The 19,903-nt window shown below is 62.3% G+C and carries 14 protein-coding genes; 8 read left to right on the plus strand and 6 right to left on the minus strand.

Going from position 1 to position 19,903, the window contains the following annotated elements; translation table 11 throughout:
* Positions 1-226 precede the first annotated feature (226 nt).
* Positions 227-1,009, plus strand: coding sequence for a helix-turn-helix transcriptional regulator (locus B2J77_RS11115; RefSeq protein ID WP_078478653.1), 783 nt, complete (start codon positions 227-229; stop codon positions 1,007-1,009).
* 136 nt (positions 1,010-1,145) lie between these two features.
* A complete protein-coding gene (locus tag B2J77_RS11120; RefSeq protein WP_078478654.1) occupies positions 1,146-3,281 on the plus strand; it encodes a TonB-dependent siderophore receptor in 2,136 nt (711 codons plus the stop codon).
* A gap of 51 nt (positions 3,282-3,332) precedes the next feature.
* Here the strand turns inward: B2J77_RS11120 and B2J77_RS11125 are convergent, their stop codons facing one another.
* Positions 3,333-3,854 carry an acyloxyacyl hydrolase gene (locus tag B2J77_RS11125; RefSeq protein ID WP_058604547.1) on the minus strand — a complete coding sequence of 174 codons (522 nt, stop codon included), beginning with the start codon at positions 3,852-3,854 and terminating at the stop codon, positions 3,333-3,335.
* A 366-nt stretch (positions 3,855-4,220) separates the two neighbouring features.
* On the minus strand, positions 4,221-5,090 hold the full coding sequence (gene ptrR / locus B2J77_RS11130) for a putrescine utilization regulator PtrR (RefSeq protein WP_058639239.1): 870 nt from the start codon (positions 5,088-5,090) through the stop codon (positions 4,221-4,223).
* A 106-nt stretch (positions 5,091-5,196) separates the two neighbouring features.
* Between ptrR and B2J77_RS11135 the strand changes: the two genes are divergently transcribed.
* Entirely contained in the window at positions 5,197-6,582 is a 1,386-nt protein-coding gene (locus tag B2J77_RS11135; RefSeq protein WP_058604545.1) for an aldehyde dehydrogenase family protein, read from the plus strand.
* 292 nt (positions 6,583-6,874) lie between these two features.
* On the opposite strand, the gene B2J77_RS11140 is transcribed toward B2J77_RS11135, so the two are convergent.
* Together B2J77_RS11140 and B2J77_RS11145 are read right to left on the minus strand one after the other, a co-directional pair.
* Positions 6,875-8,785, minus strand: coding sequence for an AAA family ATPase (locus B2J77_RS11140; RefSeq protein ID WP_058639238.1), 1,911 nt, complete (start codon positions 8,783-8,785; stop codon positions 6,875-6,877).
* A gap of 101 nt (positions 8,786-8,886) precedes the next feature.
* Positions 8,887-9,786, minus strand: a complete 900-nt coding sequence (locus B2J77_RS11145; protein ID WP_058639237.1) for a helix-turn-helix domain-containing protein — start codon at positions 9,784-9,786, stop codon at positions 8,887-8,889.
* A gap of 161 nt (positions 9,787-9,947) precedes the next feature.
* Here B2J77_RS11145 and B2J77_RS11150 point away from each other — a divergent pair, with 161 nt between their 5' ends.
* From B2J77_RS11150 to B2J77_RS11165, 4 genes are all read left to right on the plus strand, one after another.
* Positions 9,948-11,306, plus strand: a complete 1,359-nt coding sequence (locus tag B2J77_RS11150) for a glutamine synthetase family protein (protein WP_058639236.1) — start codon at positions 9,948-9,950, stop codon at positions 11,304-11,306.
* A 67-nt stretch (positions 11,307-11,373) separates the two neighbouring features.
* Positions 11,374-12,462 (plus strand): polyamine ABC transporter substrate-binding protein, encoded by a 1,089-nt coding sequence (locus B2J77_RS11155; RefSeq protein ID WP_058639235.1) that lies wholly within the window; start codon positions 11,374-11,376, stop codon positions 12,460-12,462.
* A gap of 13 nt (positions 12,463-12,475) precedes the next feature.
* Complete coding sequence (locus tag B2J77_RS11160; RefSeq protein ID WP_078478655.1) at positions 12,476-13,771, plus strand: NAD(P)/FAD-dependent oxidoreductase; 1,296 nt, start codon at positions 12,476-12,478, stop codon at positions 13,769-13,771.
* 120 nt (positions 13,772-13,891) lie between these two features.
* A complete protein-coding gene (locus B2J77_RS11165; RefSeq protein WP_078478656.1) occupies positions 13,892-15,811 on the plus strand; it encodes an acyltransferase family protein in 1,920 nt (639 codons plus the stop codon).
* 12 nt (positions 15,812-15,823) lie between these two features.
* On the opposite strand, the gene B2J77_RS11170 is transcribed toward B2J77_RS11165, so the two are convergent.
* Positions 15,824-17,200: an L-serine ammonia-lyase gene (locus B2J77_RS11170; protein ID WP_078478657.1), complete on the minus strand. Its 1,377-nt coding sequence runs from the start codon at positions 17,198-17,200 to the stop codon at positions 15,824-15,826.
* A 146-nt stretch (positions 17,201-17,346) separates the two neighbouring features.
* Between B2J77_RS11170 and B2J77_RS11175 the strand changes: the two genes are divergently transcribed.
* Entirely contained in the window at positions 17,347-18,300 is a 954-nt protein-coding gene (locus B2J77_RS11175; protein ID WP_058639231.1) for a LysR substrate-binding domain-containing protein, read from the plus strand.
* 32 nt (positions 18,301-18,332) lie between these two features.
* Here B2J77_RS11175 and B2J77_RS11180 read toward each other — a convergent pair whose 3' ends face one another.
* The gene (locus tag B2J77_RS11180; RefSeq protein ID WP_078478658.1) at positions 18,333-19,754 is read right to left on the minus strand and encodes an undecaprenyl-phosphate glucose phosphotransferase; all 1,422 of its coding nucleotides are present in this window, start codon (positions 19,752-19,754) and stop codon (positions 18,333-18,335) included.
* Positions 19,755-19,903 lie beyond the last annotated feature (149 nt).

A 19,903-nucleotide genomic window follows, 5' to 3' on the forward strand; every position in this document is an offset into this window, starting at 1 on the left:
GAGCCACCGTTCTGACGCCAATTTGCTGGCATATAGCCCGTTTCCTAGCGTTCCCCCGCGCTTCAGTTGACCTGCGCCTACCACCTTTTGCTGGCATTTTCTGTCCCTGAATCCCACTACAGACGCTTTCCAGCCAGCGGGCTTGAATACGCCCCTACACCCTGCCCGGCTGCAATGTGGTTGCACGGGCAGACGCAACCCCAGCAGGCCTCAGGAACCCATCGACATGATGTTGAACGCTCGCTCCGACTACCGCCCGGACCCTCACCTCTACCTGCAACTGGGTGAATTGATCGCGCTGACCGGAGGCGCCTGTTTCGCCGAACAGATGCTTCGCCTGGTACAGGATCAAGTCAGCATCGACGGGTTGGAGATCAGTGAATGGACCCTCGATGCACCGCAGCTGACGGACAGCCGCGTCGAAGTGCTCGGCCGCGCCGGTGTGCATGCCAGGCAGGTGGGTTCACGCGCGCCTCAGCCCCTGCTGCAGTCGATCGAGCGGATGCACGACCCGTTGCTCATCGAGTTCAAGGCGCCCGACGGTAGCAATCCGCGTAACCTGCGGCGGGCCCATCAATGCCACCTGGTGTCGTGCAGCGGCAGCAAGCGCTGGGTGATCAGTGCCTACCGGTTGCCCAGCGAGCGACGCTTTTCGCTGGCAGAGCTGTCGCAGCTCAAAAGCCTTTCGAGCACCTTGCTGCCGCTCGTGGAACATCACGGCCAATTGCTCGGCCATGACGGCGCCGAAGTGATCGGCCAGGCGCTGGATGACGCGGAGGTCGGCAGACTGCAGCAAGTCTTCGGCAGGCGCCTGCTTCAGGCGTCGGTCAAGCTCTCGGCGCGCGAACAGGAGGTGTGCGTGGGCTTGCTGGGCGGCTGCACTGTCCCTGAGCTGGCCCAGCGGTTGAATGTAAAGAACAGTTCTGTTGAGACCTATCTAAAACGCGCCGCTGCCAAGCTAGGCGTAAGCGGCCGTAATGGCCTGACCAAATGGATGACAGCTGGCTAGCGACCTGCTCATTACCGCCTGCGCATACAGAGCACAGGTGTAAACCGAAACAGATGCATTTGATAATGATTCATAGTATTTTTCGCGGCGCGTTTAAACCTCCAACCTCAGCGCCCTACTTAGGATCGTACTGTCGATGCGTCGCACGTTCGTCTCGCTTTGTGTACTTCACGCCGTTTCCCCCCTGGCGTTTGCCGACCCGGCCTCCCCGCCCGACACCGCGCAAATCGAACTTCAAGCCTTGAGCATTACCGGCAGTGCCGACGCCGAGCGGGTCGATGGCCCGGTCGAGGGGTACAAGGCCAGTCGCTCGGCCAGCGCCACGCGCACTGACACGGCACTGCACGAGACGCCTCAGTCGGTCAGCGTGGTGCCCAAGGATGTCCTGCAGGATACGGGCGCCACGCGCCTGCAGGACGGGCTCGACTATGCCGGCGGCGTAGGCCGTGCCAACAACTTCGGCGGCCAGGGCCTTACCACCTTCACGGTGCGCGGCTTTACCACTGGCGAGTTCTACCGCAACGGGTTCCCGATCAACCGGGGCTACCCCAATGCGCCCGACGCCAACACGGTCGAGCGCCTGGAAGTCATCCGCGGCCCGGCCAGCAGCCTGTATGGCCGTGGCGATCCGGGGGGCACCTTCAACGTGGTCAGCAAGCAACCCCTACCAGACCCTAAAGTGACCCTGGGCAGTCAGTTCGACGACCAAGGCATGCACCGCGCTACCCTCGATGCCACCGGGCCGCTGAACGAGGATGGCTCCGTGGCCTACCGGCTCAATGTGCTGGGCGAAGGCGGCGACAGCTTCCGTGACGATGTGCAGGGCGAGCGCTATGACGTAGCGCCAGTACTCAGCTGGCAGGTCAACGACAGCACCAAGGTGGTGTTCGAAGGCGACTTCATGCGCAACAACCACCCCCTCGACCGTGGCCTGACCCGCTACGCTAGCCAACCGCGCAGTGCCTCGCGAGACACCTACATCTGGGAAAAGGGCAGTGACAACCTGCTGCACAACGACAACAACATGGCCCAGGTACGCTTCGAGCATCTGCTCAACCAGGACTGGACGCTGGCTGGCGGTTTCCAGTTCCTTGATGGCAGCCTGCACGGCAACGCCGTGGAGGCCAACAAGGCCCCGGTGGATGGCCGCACCCTGGAGCGTAACTTCAACTGGCGCAAGCTGCAGTGGACCGACCGGGACTGGCAACTGAACCTGACGGGGCACTTCGACACAGGCGCGTTCAGCCACACCTTGCTGACCGGCGTCGAATACGAGAACTACGATTACAACTCCATCATCCAGCGCTCCTCGGCGCGCGATGGTACCTACCCCATCGATATCTATCACCCGGTACTGGGCCAGCCTCGCCCTGCCCTGACGCGCACCACCACCTGGGACAAGGAGAACCTGCAAACCTGGGCGTTCTTCATTCAGGACCAAGTGGCCCTGACCGAACGTCTCAAGGCGCTGGCCGGGGTACGCCTGGAGCGCTTCGAGCATGACTACGACGACAAGATGCCCACCAACCGCGACTTCAGCAAAGGGGAAAATGGCGTCACGCCGCGCGTTGGGCTGATCTACGACCTGACCGATACCCTGGCGGTGTACGCCAATACCGCGCGCTCGTTCAAGCCCAACACCGGCACGCCCGCCAGCGGTGGCGGCTTCGATCCGGAAAAGGGCAAGTCTTATGAGCTGGGGTTGAAGTGGGCGTCGCTCGATGGCCAGCTGAGCGCGGATGCCGCGGTCTATCACATCATCAAGGAAAATGTCCTGGCCAACGATCCAAGCGACCCTACCAACACCTTCAAGGTGGCCGCAGGCCAAGTGCGCAGCCGCGGGCTGGATATCAATGTGGCAGGCAACCTGACCCCCGAATGGCGCGTCATCGGTGGCTATTCCTATGTCGACGCCGAAGTCACCAAGGACACCAGCCTGCCCAGCGGTACGCGCCTTGCCAATATCCCGCGCAATACCTTCAGCCTGCTGAACACCTACGAGTTTCAGGACGGTTTGGCCAAGGGGCTCGGGTTGGGCGTTGGGGTGAAGTATGTGGATGACCGCGCCGGCCAGACCGCAACCACCACCTACACCATGGAGCGCTACAGCGTGGTGGACCTGCTGAGCTTCTACAAGGTGAACGAGCACGTACGCCTGAACCTGGACGTGAAGAACCTGTTCAACAAGGGCTATGACGAAGGCTCGTTCAACACCTACGCCTATCCCGGCGCGCCGCGTACGGTGCAGGCCGGGGTGGCCTACACCTTCTGACAGGCACTCGACCGGCTCGGCGGCAACGCAGCCGCCGAGCCGGGCTGTTCATCAGAAGCCTTTGCTGTAGAACAGCGAGTACGACTCGATGCCATCGTTAGGCTGGCGGATGCCGGCGTTGGAGTAATGGATGGCGCGGATGCCGACCTTCTGCTCCGACGGCAACTTCAAGCCCAGGCCAATACGGTCTTCGAAGTTGAAGGACGAGCCCAGGCGCTGGTCGCCGACACGGGTCTTGGAAAATGCCGCGATACCGATACCCGCTTCGATGTAGGGGGTGTAGGTGAAGCCGCTGAACTCATAGGTGAACACCGGGCTGAAGGACAGCGAGTGGGCACCGCTGGCGTCACCGCCTTCCCAATAGGTGTAGCCCGCGTCCCAGTAGCCGGTCAGGTGACCAACACTGGTTTCGAACCACTGCTTGTCCCAGTCGAAGGACAAGCCTGCACGGTAGGTCATGTCGCCTTGGCTGGTAACACCGACAGCGCCGGAAACCTGAGCAGCCTGGGCCAGGTTCGCCCCGGCGAAGGCCAGCACGGCGGCAGCCAACGAAGCAGCGATACGGGATTTCATCTATGACATCTCCTGATGGTAAGTGCGACAGCTGGAAGTCTGGACCCTGGGTCAGTCGGTTGCATCAGCCTGCTGAGCATCGACTGGACGGCCTGGGGCTTTGACCTCTCGAAATTTTTGGTAACCGAATCTCATGTTTCGGTCACACGATGTAATAATTGCCGGATTATGGTCAGTTGTATAGGAACTTGGAAGTAGATTGCTATCACTTCTCGTGTTCCTTAGCCGTTTACTACTTGGATTGGGCTGGATAGGCGCGCTAGACCGCTTTCCATATCCAAGGCCCTGGCATAGTGGTCCAACGCATCGAGCCGGCAACGGATGCCTAGACTGGTCGCTGTAAGAATCGTTCAAAATCATTTTGAATCAGGTAGATGAGATACTTTCTTCAAGTAGATTCACGAACGTTGACAAGCTGCGCGAGACCGTTCCACGGCGCCAGACCAGCCAGGTCTTGAGGTAACGGAAGTCTTCAGACATCGGCCAGGCACTGACCGTGCTGCACCCTGGCATGTTCTCCAGCATCGTGCGCGGCATCATGGCCAAGCCTGCACCGGCGCTGACGCACGCCAACATGCCATGGTAGGACTCCATTTCGTGGATCTTGCGTGGGACGGCCTGATCGTTGACGAACCAGTTCTCGAAATGGTGCCGGTACGAGCAGTTGGCGCGAAAGGCGTAGATGTTTTCGCCGTTCACGTCTTGCGCCCGGGTCACGGGCGCGTGGTTGAGGGGCGCGATGATCACCATCTCTTCTTCAAAGACCGGCATGCCCTCCAAGGTCGGGTGCAACACCGGCCCGTCGATGAACGCGGCCACCAGCCGACCCGACAGAACACCCTCGAGCATGGTGCCGGACGGTCCCGTGGACAGATCCAGGTCCACCTTGGGATAGCGCTGGTTATAGGCTGCCAGCACGGCCGGGATCCGCACCGCCGCGGTGCTTTCCAGGGAGCCCAGTGCGAACGTGCCCTGCGGATCCTCCCCTGCCACCGTGCTGCGCGCCTCCTGGACCAAGTCGAGGATGCGCCGGGTGTACTCCAGAAAATTCCAGCCGGCCGGGGACAAGCGCAAGCGGCTTTTTTCGCGAATGAACAGGTCTACGCCCAAGTCCTCTTCCAGTTGCTTGATGCGCGTGGTCAGGTTGGAGGGCACCCGGTGGATATGCTGCGCCGCTGCACTGATGCTGCCTTGCTCGGCGACTGCCTTGAACATCTCAAGTTGTATCAGGTCCACGGCTTTCTCCAAACGTGAATGAGTGGCTCATTATTATTCAGTTTTCATTAAAGCCCTAGCCCACTAGTCTGAGCCCACTGCATACCTACAGCGAGAGTGTCCCGCCATGAATGCGATCAGCAGCCAGACCCACGCCATCTCCCTTGACCCGTACACCGGCGAACAGATCGGCGCCTACCCGTTCGACACCGATGCCGCGCTCGAAGCTGCGCTAACGCGGGCCAAGCACGGCTACGGCCAGTGGAGCCGGCTGTCGGCCGATCAGCGCAGCGAGCACCTCCTGGCGCTGGCCACCGCCCTGGAGACTCAGGCAGAGACGTTTGCCCAGATGATCAGCCGCGAAATCGGCAAACCCATCACCCAGGCCCGGGGTGAAGTCAGCAAGTGCGTGGGGCTATGCCGCTGGTACGCCGAGCACGGCCCCGCGATGCTCGCGCCTGAAGCGACCCAGGTCGAAAAAGCCCGCATCGAATACCGCCCGTTGGGCCCGATCCTGGCCGTGATGCCTTGGAACTTCCCCGTCTGGCAGGTGCTGCGCGGCGCGGTACCGGCGATTCTGGCGGGTAACACCTACGTGCTCAAGCATGCCCCCAATGTGATGGGCAGCGCCTACCTGCTGGACAAGCTGTTCAAGGATGCGGGCGTTCCAGAGGGTGTGTTCGAGGTGCTCAACGTGACACCGGACGGTGTGACTCGCGCCATCAACGACCCGCGCATTGCGGCGGTGACCTTGACCGGCAGCGTGCGCGCCGGCATGGCGATCGGTGCTCAAGCCGGTGCTGCGCTGAAGAAGTGCGTACTGGAACTGGGCGGCTCGGACCCTTTTATCGTGCTGGCCGATGCCGATCTGGATGCAGCCGTGCAGGCAGCAGTGATCGGGCGATACCAGAACACCGGGCAAGTGTGCGCGGCCGCCAAGCGCTTTATCGTCGAGCAGAGCATCGCCGAGGCCTTCACACGCAAGTTCGTTGAAGCAACGCAAGCCTTGAAGGTGGGCAACCCGCTTGAAGAGGCGACCTATATCGGACCCATGGCCCGCTACGATTTGCGCGACGAGCTCGATGGCCAGGTGCAGGCCAGCCTTGCCGAGGGCGCTACTTTGTTGCTCGGCGGGCACAAGGTCGAAGGTGTGGCCAACGTTTACGCACCGACCGTGCTGGGGGATGTGACGCCGCAGATGACAGCCTTCAGGCAGGAACTGTTCGGCCCGGTTGCGGCGATCACCACCGCGCGGGATGCCGACCATGCCGTGGCGTTGGCCAACGACAGCGAGTTTGGCCTGGCCTCGACCATCTACACCGCCGACTATGCCTTGGCCGAGCGCATGACGTCGGCGCTGGAGACCGGTGCGGTGTTCATCAATGGCTACTGCGCCTCCGACCCCCGTGTCGCCTTCGGCGGGGTGAAGAAAAGCGGGTTCGGGCGTGAACTGTCGCATTTTGGCGTGCGTGAGTTCACCAATGTGCAGACGGTGTGGTTGGATCGCAACTGAGGCGCTGTCTGGCTTGGGTGCCGTGTTGTGACGGTGATGGGGGTTTAGCTTCGCGTTTTACACCGTCGGGGGCCGCTGCGCGGCCCCGGCGATCTAGAGTGCGAGCTGAATCCGGGGGCCTGCCGCGACCGGCCCGGCGACCCGGCAACTCGCAGATGAGGTGCAATTGTCACACAGGCTTTACGCGAGTATCACGGTTATGCGGTCCCCGTGGGAGATCGACAGCACTGGCTCTGAGCCTACTATGCAGATCGGGCCCAGCGCCTGACAACCCACTTACCCTCACCCACCATCACCCCCGCCCCTGATCCTTCACCCAATCGAGCATCCCACCTGGCACGATCAGCTCGTGCCGAGCCCTGGAACACGCCGTATACAACCCCGCCAGCAGCCGGGCGCGCTCGTTGCGGTTGCCTGTCACCTGTTGCGGCACCATCAGCTCTGGCGACACCATCACCCGCGCGAACTCCATGTTCCTCACATCCCTGACCCGCCCCAGGAACAGCTTGGGCGCTTTGTCCCAGCGGTAGCGGCTCTTGGCCTTGGCAAAATGCTGCGAGGTATATCCCTTGCCCAGCATCGAAGCCACCGCGATGAACGCCTTGTCGTCCCCTTTGTGCTCGGCCAGCGCCTGCCAGCTGGCGTACCGGAACAGCATCGGGTGCCGCGGCCGAGTACCGTGGCGGTACAGTTCGATGCAGTCTTCGACAAACAGCTCGAAGTCCTTGCGTGCCCCGTGCAGCATCACGAACGCAACGCCAAGATGCGTCAGGCGCTGGAACCAACCGAACAGGCCCCATTCGTCCTCGACGATCAAGGCCGTGGGCTGCTGGGGCACGGTCACGCTGTCGAAGAAACTGACGCGTGTGTAATGCTCGGCACTGCCGCTGAACGCGGCCTGGATGGCAGCCGGATGCGCTTGAATCAACGGGTTGAGCACATTGTCCATGGCCGGCCCGACCCGCAATGAATGGTCGATGTAGCGTTGACGAATGAACCCACCATGATGGGCGCTAAGGCCATTGAGGTTCTGCAACTCGTCACCCAGCGCAATCACCGATTGTGGGCTACGGTCGAGCACCTCGAGCATGGGCGCTGACAATTCGTGGGCTTCGTCCACGATGACGTGGGTATATCGCGCATCGATCAGGTAGCCGGTCAGGGCAAGCAATTTGACCCGGTGATAATCGCGCAGCGGCAACTGAATATCCCTGGCCGGGGGGCGGATCAGCGCCTGCCAGTAACGGCGCGCCGTTTCGAGCAGCACGTGCTGGTCCAGCGGCGTGATACCCGGTACGGACGACGGCAAATGGTGCAAGTCAATCTGCGCGTCGCCACTGTGGCAAAAGGCGCGCACCGCGCGTACGCAAACGCCCACCACGTCGACGGCGGCCAGCGGCCCGACGTCGGGCAAGCCGAGCCAGCGCACGATCTGCGCCTCCTGCGGTCGCCAGGACTGCCGGGTGCGGTACGGGTCACGCAATCGCCAGCCGGTGCGGGTCAGATCACGGTTCAAGAGCTCATCGGCCAGTTGCCCGAATGTCATGGCCGTGTAGGCCTTTGCATCCTTTACCCGCGCCTGCAGCGCCCGCAGCTGCCCCTCGGTCAGGGCCAGCAGCAAGGTGCGCTGCGGATCGAGCAACCTGGCGAACTGATGAATCAGAAAGGTCTTGCCGGTGCCTGCAAACCCCTGCACAGCCACCGATTCGTCCACCCCGCTGAGAAACTCACGCAACAGACGGTTTTGCTGATCACTGAGCCTAAGATCGCTGGCCAGCGACGGCAGGTGTACGGCATGCAGGGGCGTGACGCGCTGCCGGTACAGATCGGCGAACTGGTAGTTCCACTGCCCCTGATCGTCCAGCAACTCGTCCGGCGCATGAGCAACCTCAGGCGACAACAGCGCAACACCATTTTCGCCCAGCATGCCCAGGCCCATGGCGAACACTTCGCGGTCGAATTGCTGCTGCACCTGCGCCTGAAAACGCCCGGGCGCTGCCTGCTCGACCTGCTGGGCAATGCGCAGCACCTCGGCGAAGCGCCGCTCCTGGGCGTCGGCCGTGAGCGGCGTCCGTTGACTGGCCAGACGCTGGACAAACAGCACGGCAGCCGCTTGCAGCACACTGGCAGAGACAAGTGGATCGGCACAGGTGCCGGCGGCGAGGTTGTCGGCCTGGTCGCTGGGCAAAGGCAGGTAGAACATCGGCACCTCAGGTGTTTATAAGGGCGGCACGATAGCAACTTTATCGCCCTGATGCAGGCACCAAACACCCGAGGACCGTCCTGCCGTAATGCGGGGGCTGCTCAACTCTTGGCGCGCCGCAGCGTGTCGCTGGGAAGTTCCTTGAACAAATGCCTGTAACTGTTTGAAAACCTTCCTAAATGCCAGAATGACCACCGCATCGCTACTTCGGCCACCGTGCCGCTGGCCCCATTGAGCAGATCCCGCCGGGCGCCGTTCAGGCGTCTTAGCCGCATCCAGTGCGCAGGGGTCATCCCTGTGAAGGCCTTGAATGCCTGTTGCAATTGGCGCAGCGAAACGCCTGCAACGCTGGCCAGCTCGACTAGGTTCAGGGTCTGCTCGGGGCAATCGGCGGCCCAGTCACTGACACGGCGCATGATGGCCCTTGCCTCCCCCCGCTGCCCCAATGCCACGCCCTGCAGGCGCTGGCAGGCGTTATCCAGAATGAACAGGCAATCCTGCAGCAGTTGCTCGGCCAGGGCTTGCCCCTGCACACAGCCCTGTGACTGCCCCAGGTGGGTGAGCGTGGCGCTGAGCCAACTGCTGAACAGCGCCGTTTGCCCGCTGCCCAGCGGCACCATGAACAGGCCATCAAGGCGTTCGAGGTTAAGCCCATGGCTGAGCAGGAAGGCCTGCTCGAACACCACGGCCACTTCCTGGTAGTGCTCGGGGGTGATCCAGATGTTGCGGGTATGCTCATTGAGCAGGTACAGGTTGTTCTCGCTTCGGTCGAAGCAGAAGGTCAGCGAGCCCGAAGGCGGTCGAAAGAATTGTTCCACCCGGGTGTTGAGCCGCTCTTCGTACACCTGCAGCCCGTCCAGTCCCAGACAGCGCAGCTCGCCGCTGAAATGACCCGGCGACATTTGCCGGTAGTGCTGCTGCCACCCAGGTGTGACGCGGATCTGCTCGGTAACATCGTGAGTGTGGTAAGCCTGGACCTGCAAGGCATCTGCGGTATTCACGCGACATCCTTTGTGCACTCTTATGGTGCATTCGACAGCGTAGAAAGTGGATAGATCGTAGCCGGGACTGCGACCAAGATAGTCGCCAGCGCGTCGACTGGGAAGCCAATGCCTGTTCACCTGTGATGCCGCGCACTCACCGATAACCTCAAGAGGTCCGTATGAACGCCCCCTTCGATCAGCTGTCCGCCTGGCTGAAAGAGCACCGCATCACCGAGGTCGAATGCGTCATCAGCGACTTGACCGGCATCGCCCGCGGCAAGATCGCCCCTACCGCCAAGTTCCTGCACGAACGGGGCATGCGCCTGCCCGAGAGCGTACTGTTGCAGACCGTCACCGGCGACTATGTCGACGATGACATCTATTACAGCCTGCTCGATGCGGCCGACATCGACATGATCTGCCGGCCTGACCCCAGTGCGGTGTACCAAATTCCCTGGGCCATCGAGCCGACCGCCATCGTGATCCATGACACTTTCGACAAACAGGGCAACCCGATCGAGCTGTCACCTAGAAACGTTCTCAAGAAAGTGCTGCAACTGTATGCCGATAAAGGCTGGCAACCCATCGTAGCCCCTGAGATGGAGTTCTACCTCACCCAGCGCTGCGAAGACCCGGACCTGCCATTGCAGGTGCCGCTGGGCCGCTCCGGGCGTGCCGAGAGTGGGCGCCAGTCGTTCTCCATTGACGCGGCCAACGAGTTCGACCCCTTGTTCGAGGACGTCTACGACTGGTGCGAACTGCAGGGGCTGGACCTGGACACCCTGATCCATGAAGACGGCCCGGCGCAGATGGAGATCAATTTCCGCCACGGTGACGCGCTTGACCTGGCCGACCAGATCACGGTGTTCAAGCGCACCATGCGCGAAGCGGCCCTCAAGCACAACGTGGCGGCCACGTTCATGGCCAAGCCCATCACCGATGAACCCGGCAGTGCCATGCACCTGCACCAAAGCGTGCTCGACGTGGCCACCGGCAAGCCGGTGTTCGCCAACGATGACGGGACCATGAGCCAGTTGTTCCTGCACCACATCGGCGGTCTGCAACGGTACATACCCAAGTTGCTGCCGATGTTCGCCCCCAACGTCAACTCGTTCCGCCGGTTCTTGCCGGACACCTCCGCCCCGGTCAACGTCGAGTGGGGCGAAGAGAACCGCACCGCGGGCCTGCGCGTTCCCACGTCCACGCCCGAGTCGATGCGCGTGGAAAACCGCTTGCCGGGCGCAGATGCCAACCCTTACCTGGCCATCGCCGCCAGCCTGCTGTGCGGCTATCTGGGCATGGTCGAGCAGATCGACCCCAGCGCGCCGGTCCAGGGCCGGGCTTACGAACGGCGCAACCTGCGCTTGCCGATCACCATCGAGGATGCGCTGCAGCACATGGAAGACTGCCAGACCGTGCAACAGTACCTGGGCAAGTCATTCGTGCAGGGCTACGTGGCGGTCAAGCGGGCCGAGCATGAGAACTACAAACGCGTCATCAGCTCATGGGAGCGCGAGTTCCTGATGCTGAGCGTCTGATCCTGCAGGGGCCGCAACGCGGCCCCTTAGCACCGTACACCCACAACAATGCCAACGAGGTGTCGTCATGCATTACCTGAAAGCCCTGATCCCTTCTGCATTCACCCTATTGTTCGCGGCCACCAGCCAGGCAGCGCCGACGGTCAGCGTGTACAACTGGACCGACTATATCGGTGACACGACGCTGGCGGACTTTCAGGCCAGCACCGGTATCAAGGTGGTGTACGACGTGTTCGACTCCAATGAGACCCTCGAAGGCAAGCTGCTGGCAGGTCGCACCGGCTATGACGTGGTGGTGCCGTCCAACCACTTCCTGGCACGCCAGGCTCAGGCCGGCGCCTTCCTGCCGCTCGATCGCAGCAAGCTGACCAACTGGCAGCACCTGGACCCCAAGCTGCTCAAGCTGCTGGAGCAGAACGATCCCGGTAACCGCTATGCAGTGCCCTACCTATGGGGGACCAACGGCATCGGCTACAACGTGGACAAGGTCAAGGCAGCCTTGGGCATCGATCGGGTGGACTCCTGGGCGGTGCTGTTCGAGCCCGAAAACCTCAAGAAACTCAAGCAGTGCGGCGTGGCCTTCATGGACTCGCCCGATGAGCTGTTCCCGGCCATGCTCAACTACCTGGGCATGGACCCGCGTAGCGAGAACGCAGCGGACTATCCCAAGGCCGAGGCGCGCCTGCTGGCCCTGCGGCCCTATATCACCTACTTCCATTCCTCCAAGTACGTCTCGGACCTGGCCAACGGCAACATCTGCATCGCCTTTGGCTATTCGGGCGATGTGTTCCAGGCTGCCAACCGCGCGGCAGAGGCCAACAATGGTGTGAAGATCGCCTACAGCATTCCCAAGGAGGGCAGCAACCTGTGGTTCGACCTGCTGGCCATCCCCAAGGATGCCAACAACCCCGAGCAGGCCCTGGCCTTCATCAACTACCTGCTCGACCCACAGGTGATCGCCAAGGTCAGTGCGACGGTCGGTTATGCCAATGCCAACCCCGATGCCAAGGCATTCATGGACCCGGCGTTGGTGAACAACCCCGAGGTCTACCCACCCCAGCAGGTGCTGGACAAGTTGTACATCTCCACGACACAAAGCCCGAAGATCATGCGCCTGATGACGCGCGCCTGGACCAAGATCAAGTCCAATCGCTGAGTGAGCCTTACCCATGCCTTTATCTGCCGAACATGCCGCGTCCTACTATGCGGCCACTGCCCGTGATACAACCCGCTATCCGTACCTCGACGGCGAAGTCGATGCCGATGTGTGCGTCGTCGGCGGCGGCCTGACAGGGGTCAACACCGCATTGGAACTCGCCGAGCGCGGCCTGTCGGTGGTGCTGCTCGAAGGCCGGCGCGTGGGTTGGGGTGCCAGCGGGCGCAATGGCGGCCAGCTGATCCGTGGCATCGGCCATGATGTCAACGGCTTCGCTCGGTACGTGGGCGAGGACGGCGTGAGGTATCTGAAGCAGGCAGGCATCGACTCGGTGACCTTGGTGGCTGAGCGCATCGCCCGCCACGGCATAGCATGCGACCTGCGCTGGGGCTTCTGCGAGCTGGCCAATACCCCCGCCCAGTTCGCTGCCTTTGCCGCCGAGCAGCAGGAGCTGGCGGCCTTGGGCTACCAGCCTCACACCTACCGGGTGCCGGCAGAGCGCCTGCGCGAAGTGGTTGGCAGCGACCGTTATGCAGGCGGCATGGTGGACATGGGCTCAGGGCACCTGCACCCATTGGATCTGGTGCAGGGCGAAGCCCGAGCGGCGCAGTCCCTGGGGGTGCAGATCTTTGAACAGAGCCCGGTCATGCGCATCGACCATGGCTCCACCGTAACGGTGCACACCGCGCACGGCAAGGTACGCGCTGCCAGCCTGGTACTGGGTTGCAATGCCCACCTTGAGGGCCTGGAGCCCAGGCTCAGCGGCAAGGTGCTGCCAGCGGGTAGCTACGTGGTCGTGACCGAGCCACTGGAGGAAACGGTCGCAATGTCGCTCATTCCCCAAGACATGGCCTTGTGTGATCAGAAGGTGGGGCTGGACTACTATCGCCTGACCGCCGACCGGCGCTTGCTGTTCGGCGGTGCCTGCCACTACTCCGGGCGCGATCCCCGCGATATCGCCGCGTACATGCGGCCCAAGGTGCACCGGGTGTTCCCGCAGTTGGGCGAAGTGCGCATCGACTATCAATGGGGCGGCCTGATCGGCATCACGGCCAACCGCTTCCCACAGGTCGGGCGACTGCGTGATCATCCCAACGTCTACTATGCCCAGGGTTATTCGGGCCATGGGCTGAACGTCACACACTGGACGGCCAGGCTGCTTGCCCAGAGCATCGCGCTGGGGCAAAGCAAGGGGCTGGATGTGTTCAGCGCCGTGCCCCACCTCACGTTCCCCGGCGGCAGAGCGCTGCGCTCGCCCCTGCTGGCCCTTGGCATGTTGTGGTACCGGCTGCGCGAGGCCCTGGGGTGAAGACGTTCAGGTACAGGCCATGGGCCATGTGGTAGTCTGCGCCCCTCGAAATGCATGGTCGCGCCGACCATGCCAAAAGGAAGCGGGCCACCCGGCCCAGGCCAGATCAGGACCCCTCCCATGCTGTTTCACAAGAACATCAACGCCCTGCGGGCGTTGGCCGTCATATCGGTCGTGCTGTACCACTTCAAGATCCCGGGGTTCTCGGCCGGGTTTCTCGGCGTGGATGTGTTCTTCGTGATTTCGGGCTACCTGATGACCCGGATCATCGTGAGCGGCCTGGACAAGCAGCAGTTCTCGCTAATCGGTTTCTACGCGGCCAGGGCCAGGCGAATCATTCCGGCCCTGCTGGGGTTGTGCATCGCCCTGGCCGTGTTCGGGTATTTCTTTCTGGCAACGGACGACTACCGGGAGTTGCTGCGCACCAGCAAGGAAAGCCTGCTGTTCACGTCCAACCATTATTTCGCCCGTGACGGCAGTTATTTCGATGCACCGCTTCAGGAAAACTGGCTGCTGCACACCTGGTCGCTGTCGGTGGAGTGGCAGTTCTACTTGATCTATCCCGTGATCGTGATGGGCCTGCACAACGTGTGCGCACCGCCTACCTTCAAGCGGCTTGTGTTGGCGCTTGGTGCCGCCTCGCTGGTGTTCTCGGCGCTCTACAGCCCAGGCCATCCGGTCGCATCGTTCTTCCTGCTGCCTACCCGAGCCTGGGAAATGCTCGCCGGTGCTCTGGTGTTCCTGTATCCGCTCGCGCTTTCGCCCAGGGCGGCGGCACTGTGCGAAGCCCTGGGCCTTGCACTGATTGCAGGCGCCCTGGCACTGCTGCCCCACGACGCTACCTGGCCGGGTTACCTGGCCCTGATACCGGTGATCGGCACCCTGCTGGTGATCCACGCCAATGCCAACAGCCTGTTCGCACGCAACCGGGCACTGGCATTTCTGGGCAAGACGTCTTATTCGATCTACCTCTGGCATTGGCCATTGGTGGTGTTGCTCTATACCTGCGGGCTGCTGCAAGACTGGCGCGCGGTGACCTGTGCGGTGCTGTTGTCGGTTGCGCTGGGCGCGGCGTCCTATGGGTTGATCGAAAGCAGGACACGCGCCCTCAAGCGCCCGGTACTGGGCCTTGCCCGTTACGCAGGCATGGGCCTGGTGTGGGTGGCGGCGGCAGGGGCCGTGGCCTCGGCAATCAAGCACAACCCGCAACTGCGCTGGGCCCACGATGACGGCAAGCCGGAGTACGACAGCAAGCTGTACGCACAGCACTGCGACACCAACCCGTACGGGGCCGCACAGTGCGTATTGGGCACCGGCGATATCTCGGCCCTTCTGCTGGGCGACAGCCATGCCCAATCCACCGCCGCGGCCTTGATGCTGGAAAACCCCGGCGCGGCGATGGGCTGGGCACGGGCCGGCTGCCCTACCCTGATCGACTTCGAAATGGGCGACAAGGACGTCGAGCAGCACTGCAAAGCCTTCAACGCCGACAAGTTCGCCCAACTGGCCACGGACTACCCTGGCGTACCCTTGTTCCTGTTCAGCCGCGCAGCGCTGTATACCGACCAGCGCCGGCACAGTGGCTATAGCGTCTACTTCAACGGCGACAAGCACCAAAGCGGCCCGCAATTCGAGCAGCAGTTCATCCAGACCTACACCCAAACGGTGTGCATGCTGGCACAAAATCGCCCGGTGTACATCGTCAAGCCGGTGCCGGAAATGCCGTTCAGTGTCTACAAGGGCCTGACCCTGCAGCACCGGCTTCTAGGCATGAACAGCGACATCGTCACGCCTGTGAGCGATTACCAGGCGCGCAACCGCCTGGCCCTGGAAGCCATCGAGACGGCGGCCGAACGCTGCCACGCAGGTATCGTTGACCCGGTGCCCTACCTCTGCCCGGACGGCAAGTGCATGGGTTCAAAGGACGGCAGGCCGCTGTATTTCGATGACAACCACTTGATTGACGCGGGCAACGAACAACTCAAGGGCCTGTTCAAACAGGCCATGCACAGCAGCCCGGGTTCGACTGCCCTGCGCTGAAGCGCAGGGTGCTCAACACTCCACGAACGCAACGGCCAGGCCGCCGCGAGAAGTTTCCTTGTAGTTGGCGTGCATGTCCGCACCGGTGTCGCGCATGGTGCGGATGACGCGGTCCAGGGAAATGAAGTGTTCCCCGTCACCGCGCAGCGCCATCTGCACAGCGTTGATCGCCTTGACCGCGGCGATGGCATTGCGCTCGATGCAGGGCACCTGAACGAGGCCGCCGACCGGGTCACAGGTCAGGCCCAGGTTGTGCTCCAACGCAATTTCAGCGGCATTTTCCAGCTGCGGGGGCGTAGCGCCCAGCAGCTGCGCCAGGCCTGCGGCTGCCATCGAGCACGCTGAGCCCACCTCGCCCTGGCAGCCCACCTCGGCACCGGAAATTGACGCATTCTTCTTGCACAAGATGCCCACGGCCGCAGCCGCCAGGAGGAAATCCACCACGTCGTCATCGCAGGCGCCGGGGTTGAATTTCATGAAGTAGTGCAACACGGCCGGGATGATGCCGGCCGCGCCATTGGTGGGTGCGGTGACCATGCGCCCACCGGCGGCATTCTCTTCATTGACGGCCAAGGCGAACAGGTTGACCCACTCCATGGCGCTCAAGGTAGAGCCGATGACGTTGGGCTTGCCCAGCTCCTGCAAGCTGCGGTGCAGCTTGGCCGCCCGGCGCTTGACCTGCAAGCCGCCCGGCAATACGCCCTCGTTGCGCAGCCCATTGTCGACGCACTCGCGCATGGCCGCCCAGATGCGCAACAGCCCGTCGCGCACCTGCGCCTGGGGCCGCCACGCGCATTCGTTAGCCATCATCAACTGCGCAACGCTCAGGCCATGCTGGCTACACAGCGCCAGCAGCTCGGCTGCGCTGTCGAACTCGTAAGGCAGCGTGACGGTTGGCGACAGACCCACCGGCGCGGTCAGCTCGGCCTCCTCGACAATGAACCCGCCGCCTACCGAATAGTAGGTCTGGTGCAGCAGGCTGGCATGCTGGTCGAACGCCTCCAGGCGCATGGCGTTGGGGTGATAGGGCAGGTTTTCATCGAGCAGCAGCAGGTCGCGGGCGTAGTCGAACGCCACAGGATGGCTGCCGTCGAGCATCAGGCAATGCTCTTGCAACACTTGGCCGATGCGCGCATCGATGCTGGCAGGGTCGATGCGGTCTGGCCATTGTCCCATCAGGCCCAGCAGGCAGGCTCGATCAGTGGCATGGCCCACGCCAGTGGCCGACAGCGAACCATACAGGCGTACTTCGACACGCTGGGTGCTGTTGAGCAAGCCTTGCTCGCGCAGCGCTTGGGCAAACGTGGCGGCGGCGCGCATGGGGCCGACCGTATGCGAACTGGATGGGCCGATACCGATTTTGAAAAGGTCGAAAACACTGATAGCCATGCTAATACCTGACGGGCGGTTGCTGCTGCCAAAACGCCCAACACTTGAAAACCTCAGGCGCACAGGCCCGTTTCGCGAGATACTGCGCCCCTGTGCTACAAATGACTAACGAAACTTCCTAAGCCAGCCTTTAGCAGGACTAAACCATGAGACGCCAACTGACAGGGCAATCCTTCGTCTGGCTGCACGTGTTCGCCTGTGCCGCCCGTCACCTGTCGTTCACCCGCTGCGCCGAAGAGCTGCATATCACCCCCGGGGCCGTAAGCCAGCAGATGCGCCAACTGGAGGAGCGCCTGGGTTATCGGCTGTTCCTGCGCCGCGCCCGTGGCGTGGAACTGAGCGCCGAAGGCCAGCGCCTGGCTCAGACGGTGGCGGACGCCTATGGCAGCATCGAGGCAGAACTGGTGCGCCTGGATGCAGGTGAAATACGCGGCACCGTACGGGTGCGCTCGATCCCCTCGTTCCTGGCCAAGTGGCTGACCCCGCGGCTGTCACGTTTCCAGCAACGCTACCCAGACATCGAGCTGCGGCTGGTGGCCGAGGACAGCGCACAGGCCCTGACGCCTGGGGATTTTGACCTGGCGATCGACCTCAATGACGGCAGCTACCCCGGCATGCTGTCGACGCCGCTTCTGGCCGAGCAGATCTTCCCGGTCTGCTCCCCAGCCCTGCTGCGTGGGCGTCCCCCGCTGCACGGGCCAGCGGACTTGGTGCACTACCCGTTGCTGCACGACATCACGGCCTGGCGAGGCAGCTCGGAATATGCCGAATGGGAGTTCTACCTGGAAGGCATCGGTGCGCCTGCGCAAGCCGTACGGCGTGGCCACACCTTCAACCGCAACCACCTGACCATCGAGGCGGCCATTGCGGGCCTTGGCGTGGCCATTGCCCGGCGTACCCTGCTCAACGACGAACTGGAGCGTGGCGCGCTGATCGTGCCATTCGGGGTCGCCATCCCCAACCACAAGCGCTACGTGGTGCACTACCCGCCTGGCGGGTTGAACCAGCCCGGCGCACGTGCGGTACACGACTGGCTGGTGGCAGAAGCGCAGGCGTTTCGAGAATTGCATCCCCTGACTGGCGCACCGCAAGATCTGTAGCGCAAAACACCCAGCCTGTCTGGCTTGGGTCGCTAGTACGCCTGCTTGCCGGTGAAGGCGTTTAGGGTGCGCACCAGGATCACGAAATCCAGCCACAGGGACCAGTTGTTGATGTACTCGATGTCCGAATCGACACGCTGGATCATCTGCTCGATGTCCTTAGTTTCACCCCTGAAGCCCCGCACCTGGGCAAGGCCGGTCATGCCTGGCTTGATGTTGTGGCGCGCGAAATAGTCGACGATGTCCTGGGAGTACAAGGTGTCATGCTGCAATGCATGGGGCCTGGGGCCAACCAATGACATCTCGCCCGTTAGTACATTGAACAACTGCGGCAGCTCATCGAGGCTGGTGCGCCGGATGAAGGCGCCGACCCGGGTCAGGCGCGGGTCGTTTTTCTGTGCCTGCTTGATCTGCCCGGCTTCGGGCTGGTGAACATGCATACTGCGAAATTTCCAGATCCGAAACGATTCCCCGGTCCAGCCCGTGCGTTCCTGGCGAAAGAACACCGGGCCTGGGCTGTCGAGCTTGATCGCCAGGGCCACAGCCAGCAACACCGGCGATGCACACAGCAGAATCAGTGCCGCCAGGACACGATCCTCGAGGTTCTTCAGGAACAGGCTCATGCCGGTCAACGGGGTTTCAGACAGGGTCAGGACAGGAATACCGGCGATTTCGCGCACGCTATGGTTGATCAGGCGTAGGGAAAAAATGTCGGGCACCCAGTTCACTGCGATGCACTTGTCGAGCAGTTTGAAATAGACGTCGCTGATGACTTGCGAGCCTCCCAGTGGCGTCACCAGGTAGACCGTGCGGATGCCATGCTGGGCGACGATGCCGTCCAAATCGCTGATATGCCCCAGCACCGGCAGGCGCTGCTTGCCGTGCTCGACGTCGTCGCCGAGCGGCGCGGCTTCTGCGGTCAACACGCAGCCTACCACCCGTTCCCCGAACCAGGGGTTGCTGCTGATTTTCTGATAGAGGAAATTAGCCAGGTCACCGTCGCCGATGATCAGGGCGTTCTCAAGGCGAGCGTGGGCGGTAAAGCGTTTTTGCAGTTCACGCACGGCAACATGCAGAAACAGCTGGGCGATGTAGCCGATAACGAACAATTCCACCACCAACAGCCGTGAATAGGTTTCGCTCTGCTTGGTCAGAAAGGCCATGACCACCAGAAAGCAGAACGTTGCCGACCATGCCTTGAACAGCCGGAACGCCTTGATCGACAGCCCGACGTTGGTGCGATAGATGGCGTAGTGATCGTAGATGACCGCCAGTGCCCCGATCAGCAACAGCAACATGATGACGTAGTCGGACGTGATGTAGCCGAACTGGTCGTAGATCAGGTACCAGGCAATGCCGGTCACCGCCACGCCATCCAGACCGGCTTGCACGGCGTTGCTGACGCTGCTTCTGCGCTGAAGCAAAGACCGGCTGCTTCGGGGTTCGAACACCATTTCAGACCTCATCGATGGGTACATGGCCAGGGCCTGTAATCGCCCTTTGATACTGAAGGACAGCGTTGGCGAAACCGGTACAGCAGCAGGCGCGCGCGGGTGTCTGTAGCGGTGATATCACTGTAGCAGCCCGTCCTTGGCTGCGCGGT

Source organism: Pseudomonas parafulva (assembly GCF_002021815.1).
GTDB classification, from domain to species: domain Bacteria; phylum Pseudomonadota; class Gammaproteobacteria; order Pseudomonadales; family Pseudomonadaceae; genus Aquipseudomonas; species Aquipseudomonas parafulva_B.

Coding starts and splice junctions, on each gene's coding strand:
- B2J77_RS11115 (WP_078478653.1), top strand. CDS start 227: ATGATGTTGAACGCTCGCTCCGACTACCGCCCGGACCCTCACCTCTAC.
- B2J77_RS11120 (WP_078478654.1), top strand. CDS start 1,146: ATGCGTCGCACGTTCGTCTCGCTTTGTGTACTTCACGCCGTTTCCCCC.
- B2J77_RS11125 (WP_058604547.1), bottom strand. CDS start 3,854: ATGAAATCCCGTATCGCTGCTTCGTTGGCTGCCGCCGTGCTGGCCTTC.
- B2J77_RS11135 (WP_058604545.1), top strand. CDS start 5,197: ATGAATGCGATCAGCAGCCAGACCCACGCCATCTCCCTTGACCCGTAC.
- B2J77_RS11140 (WP_058639238.1), bottom strand. CDS start 8,785: ATGTTCTACCTGCCTTTGCCCAGCGACCAGGCCGACAACCTCGCCGCC.
- B2J77_RS11150 (WP_058639236.1), top strand. CDS start 9,948: ATGAACGCCCCCTTCGATCAGCTGTCCGCCTGGCTGAAAGAGCACCGC.
- B2J77_RS11155 (WP_058639235.1), top strand. CDS start 11,374: ATGCATTACCTGAAAGCCCTGATCCCTTCTGCATTCACCCTATTGTTC.
- B2J77_RS11160 (WP_078478655.1), top strand. CDS start 12,476: ATGCCTTTATCTGCCGAACATGCCGCGTCCTACTATGCGGCCACTGCC.
- B2J77_RS11165 (WP_078478656.1), top strand. CDS start 13,892: ATGCTGTTTCACAAGAACATCAACGCCCTGCGGGCGTTGGCCGTCATA.
- B2J77_RS11170 (WP_078478657.1), bottom strand. CDS start 17,200: ATGGCTATCAGTGTTTTCGACCTTTTCAAAATCGGTATCGGCCCATCC.
- B2J77_RS11175 (WP_058639231.1), top strand. CDS start 17,347: ATGAGACGCCAACTGACAGGGCAATCCTTCGTCTGGCTGCACGTGTTC.
- B2J77_RS11180 (WP_078478658.1), bottom strand. CDS start 19,754: ATGGTGTTCGAACCCCGAAGCAGCCGGTCTTTGCTTCAGCGCAGAAGC.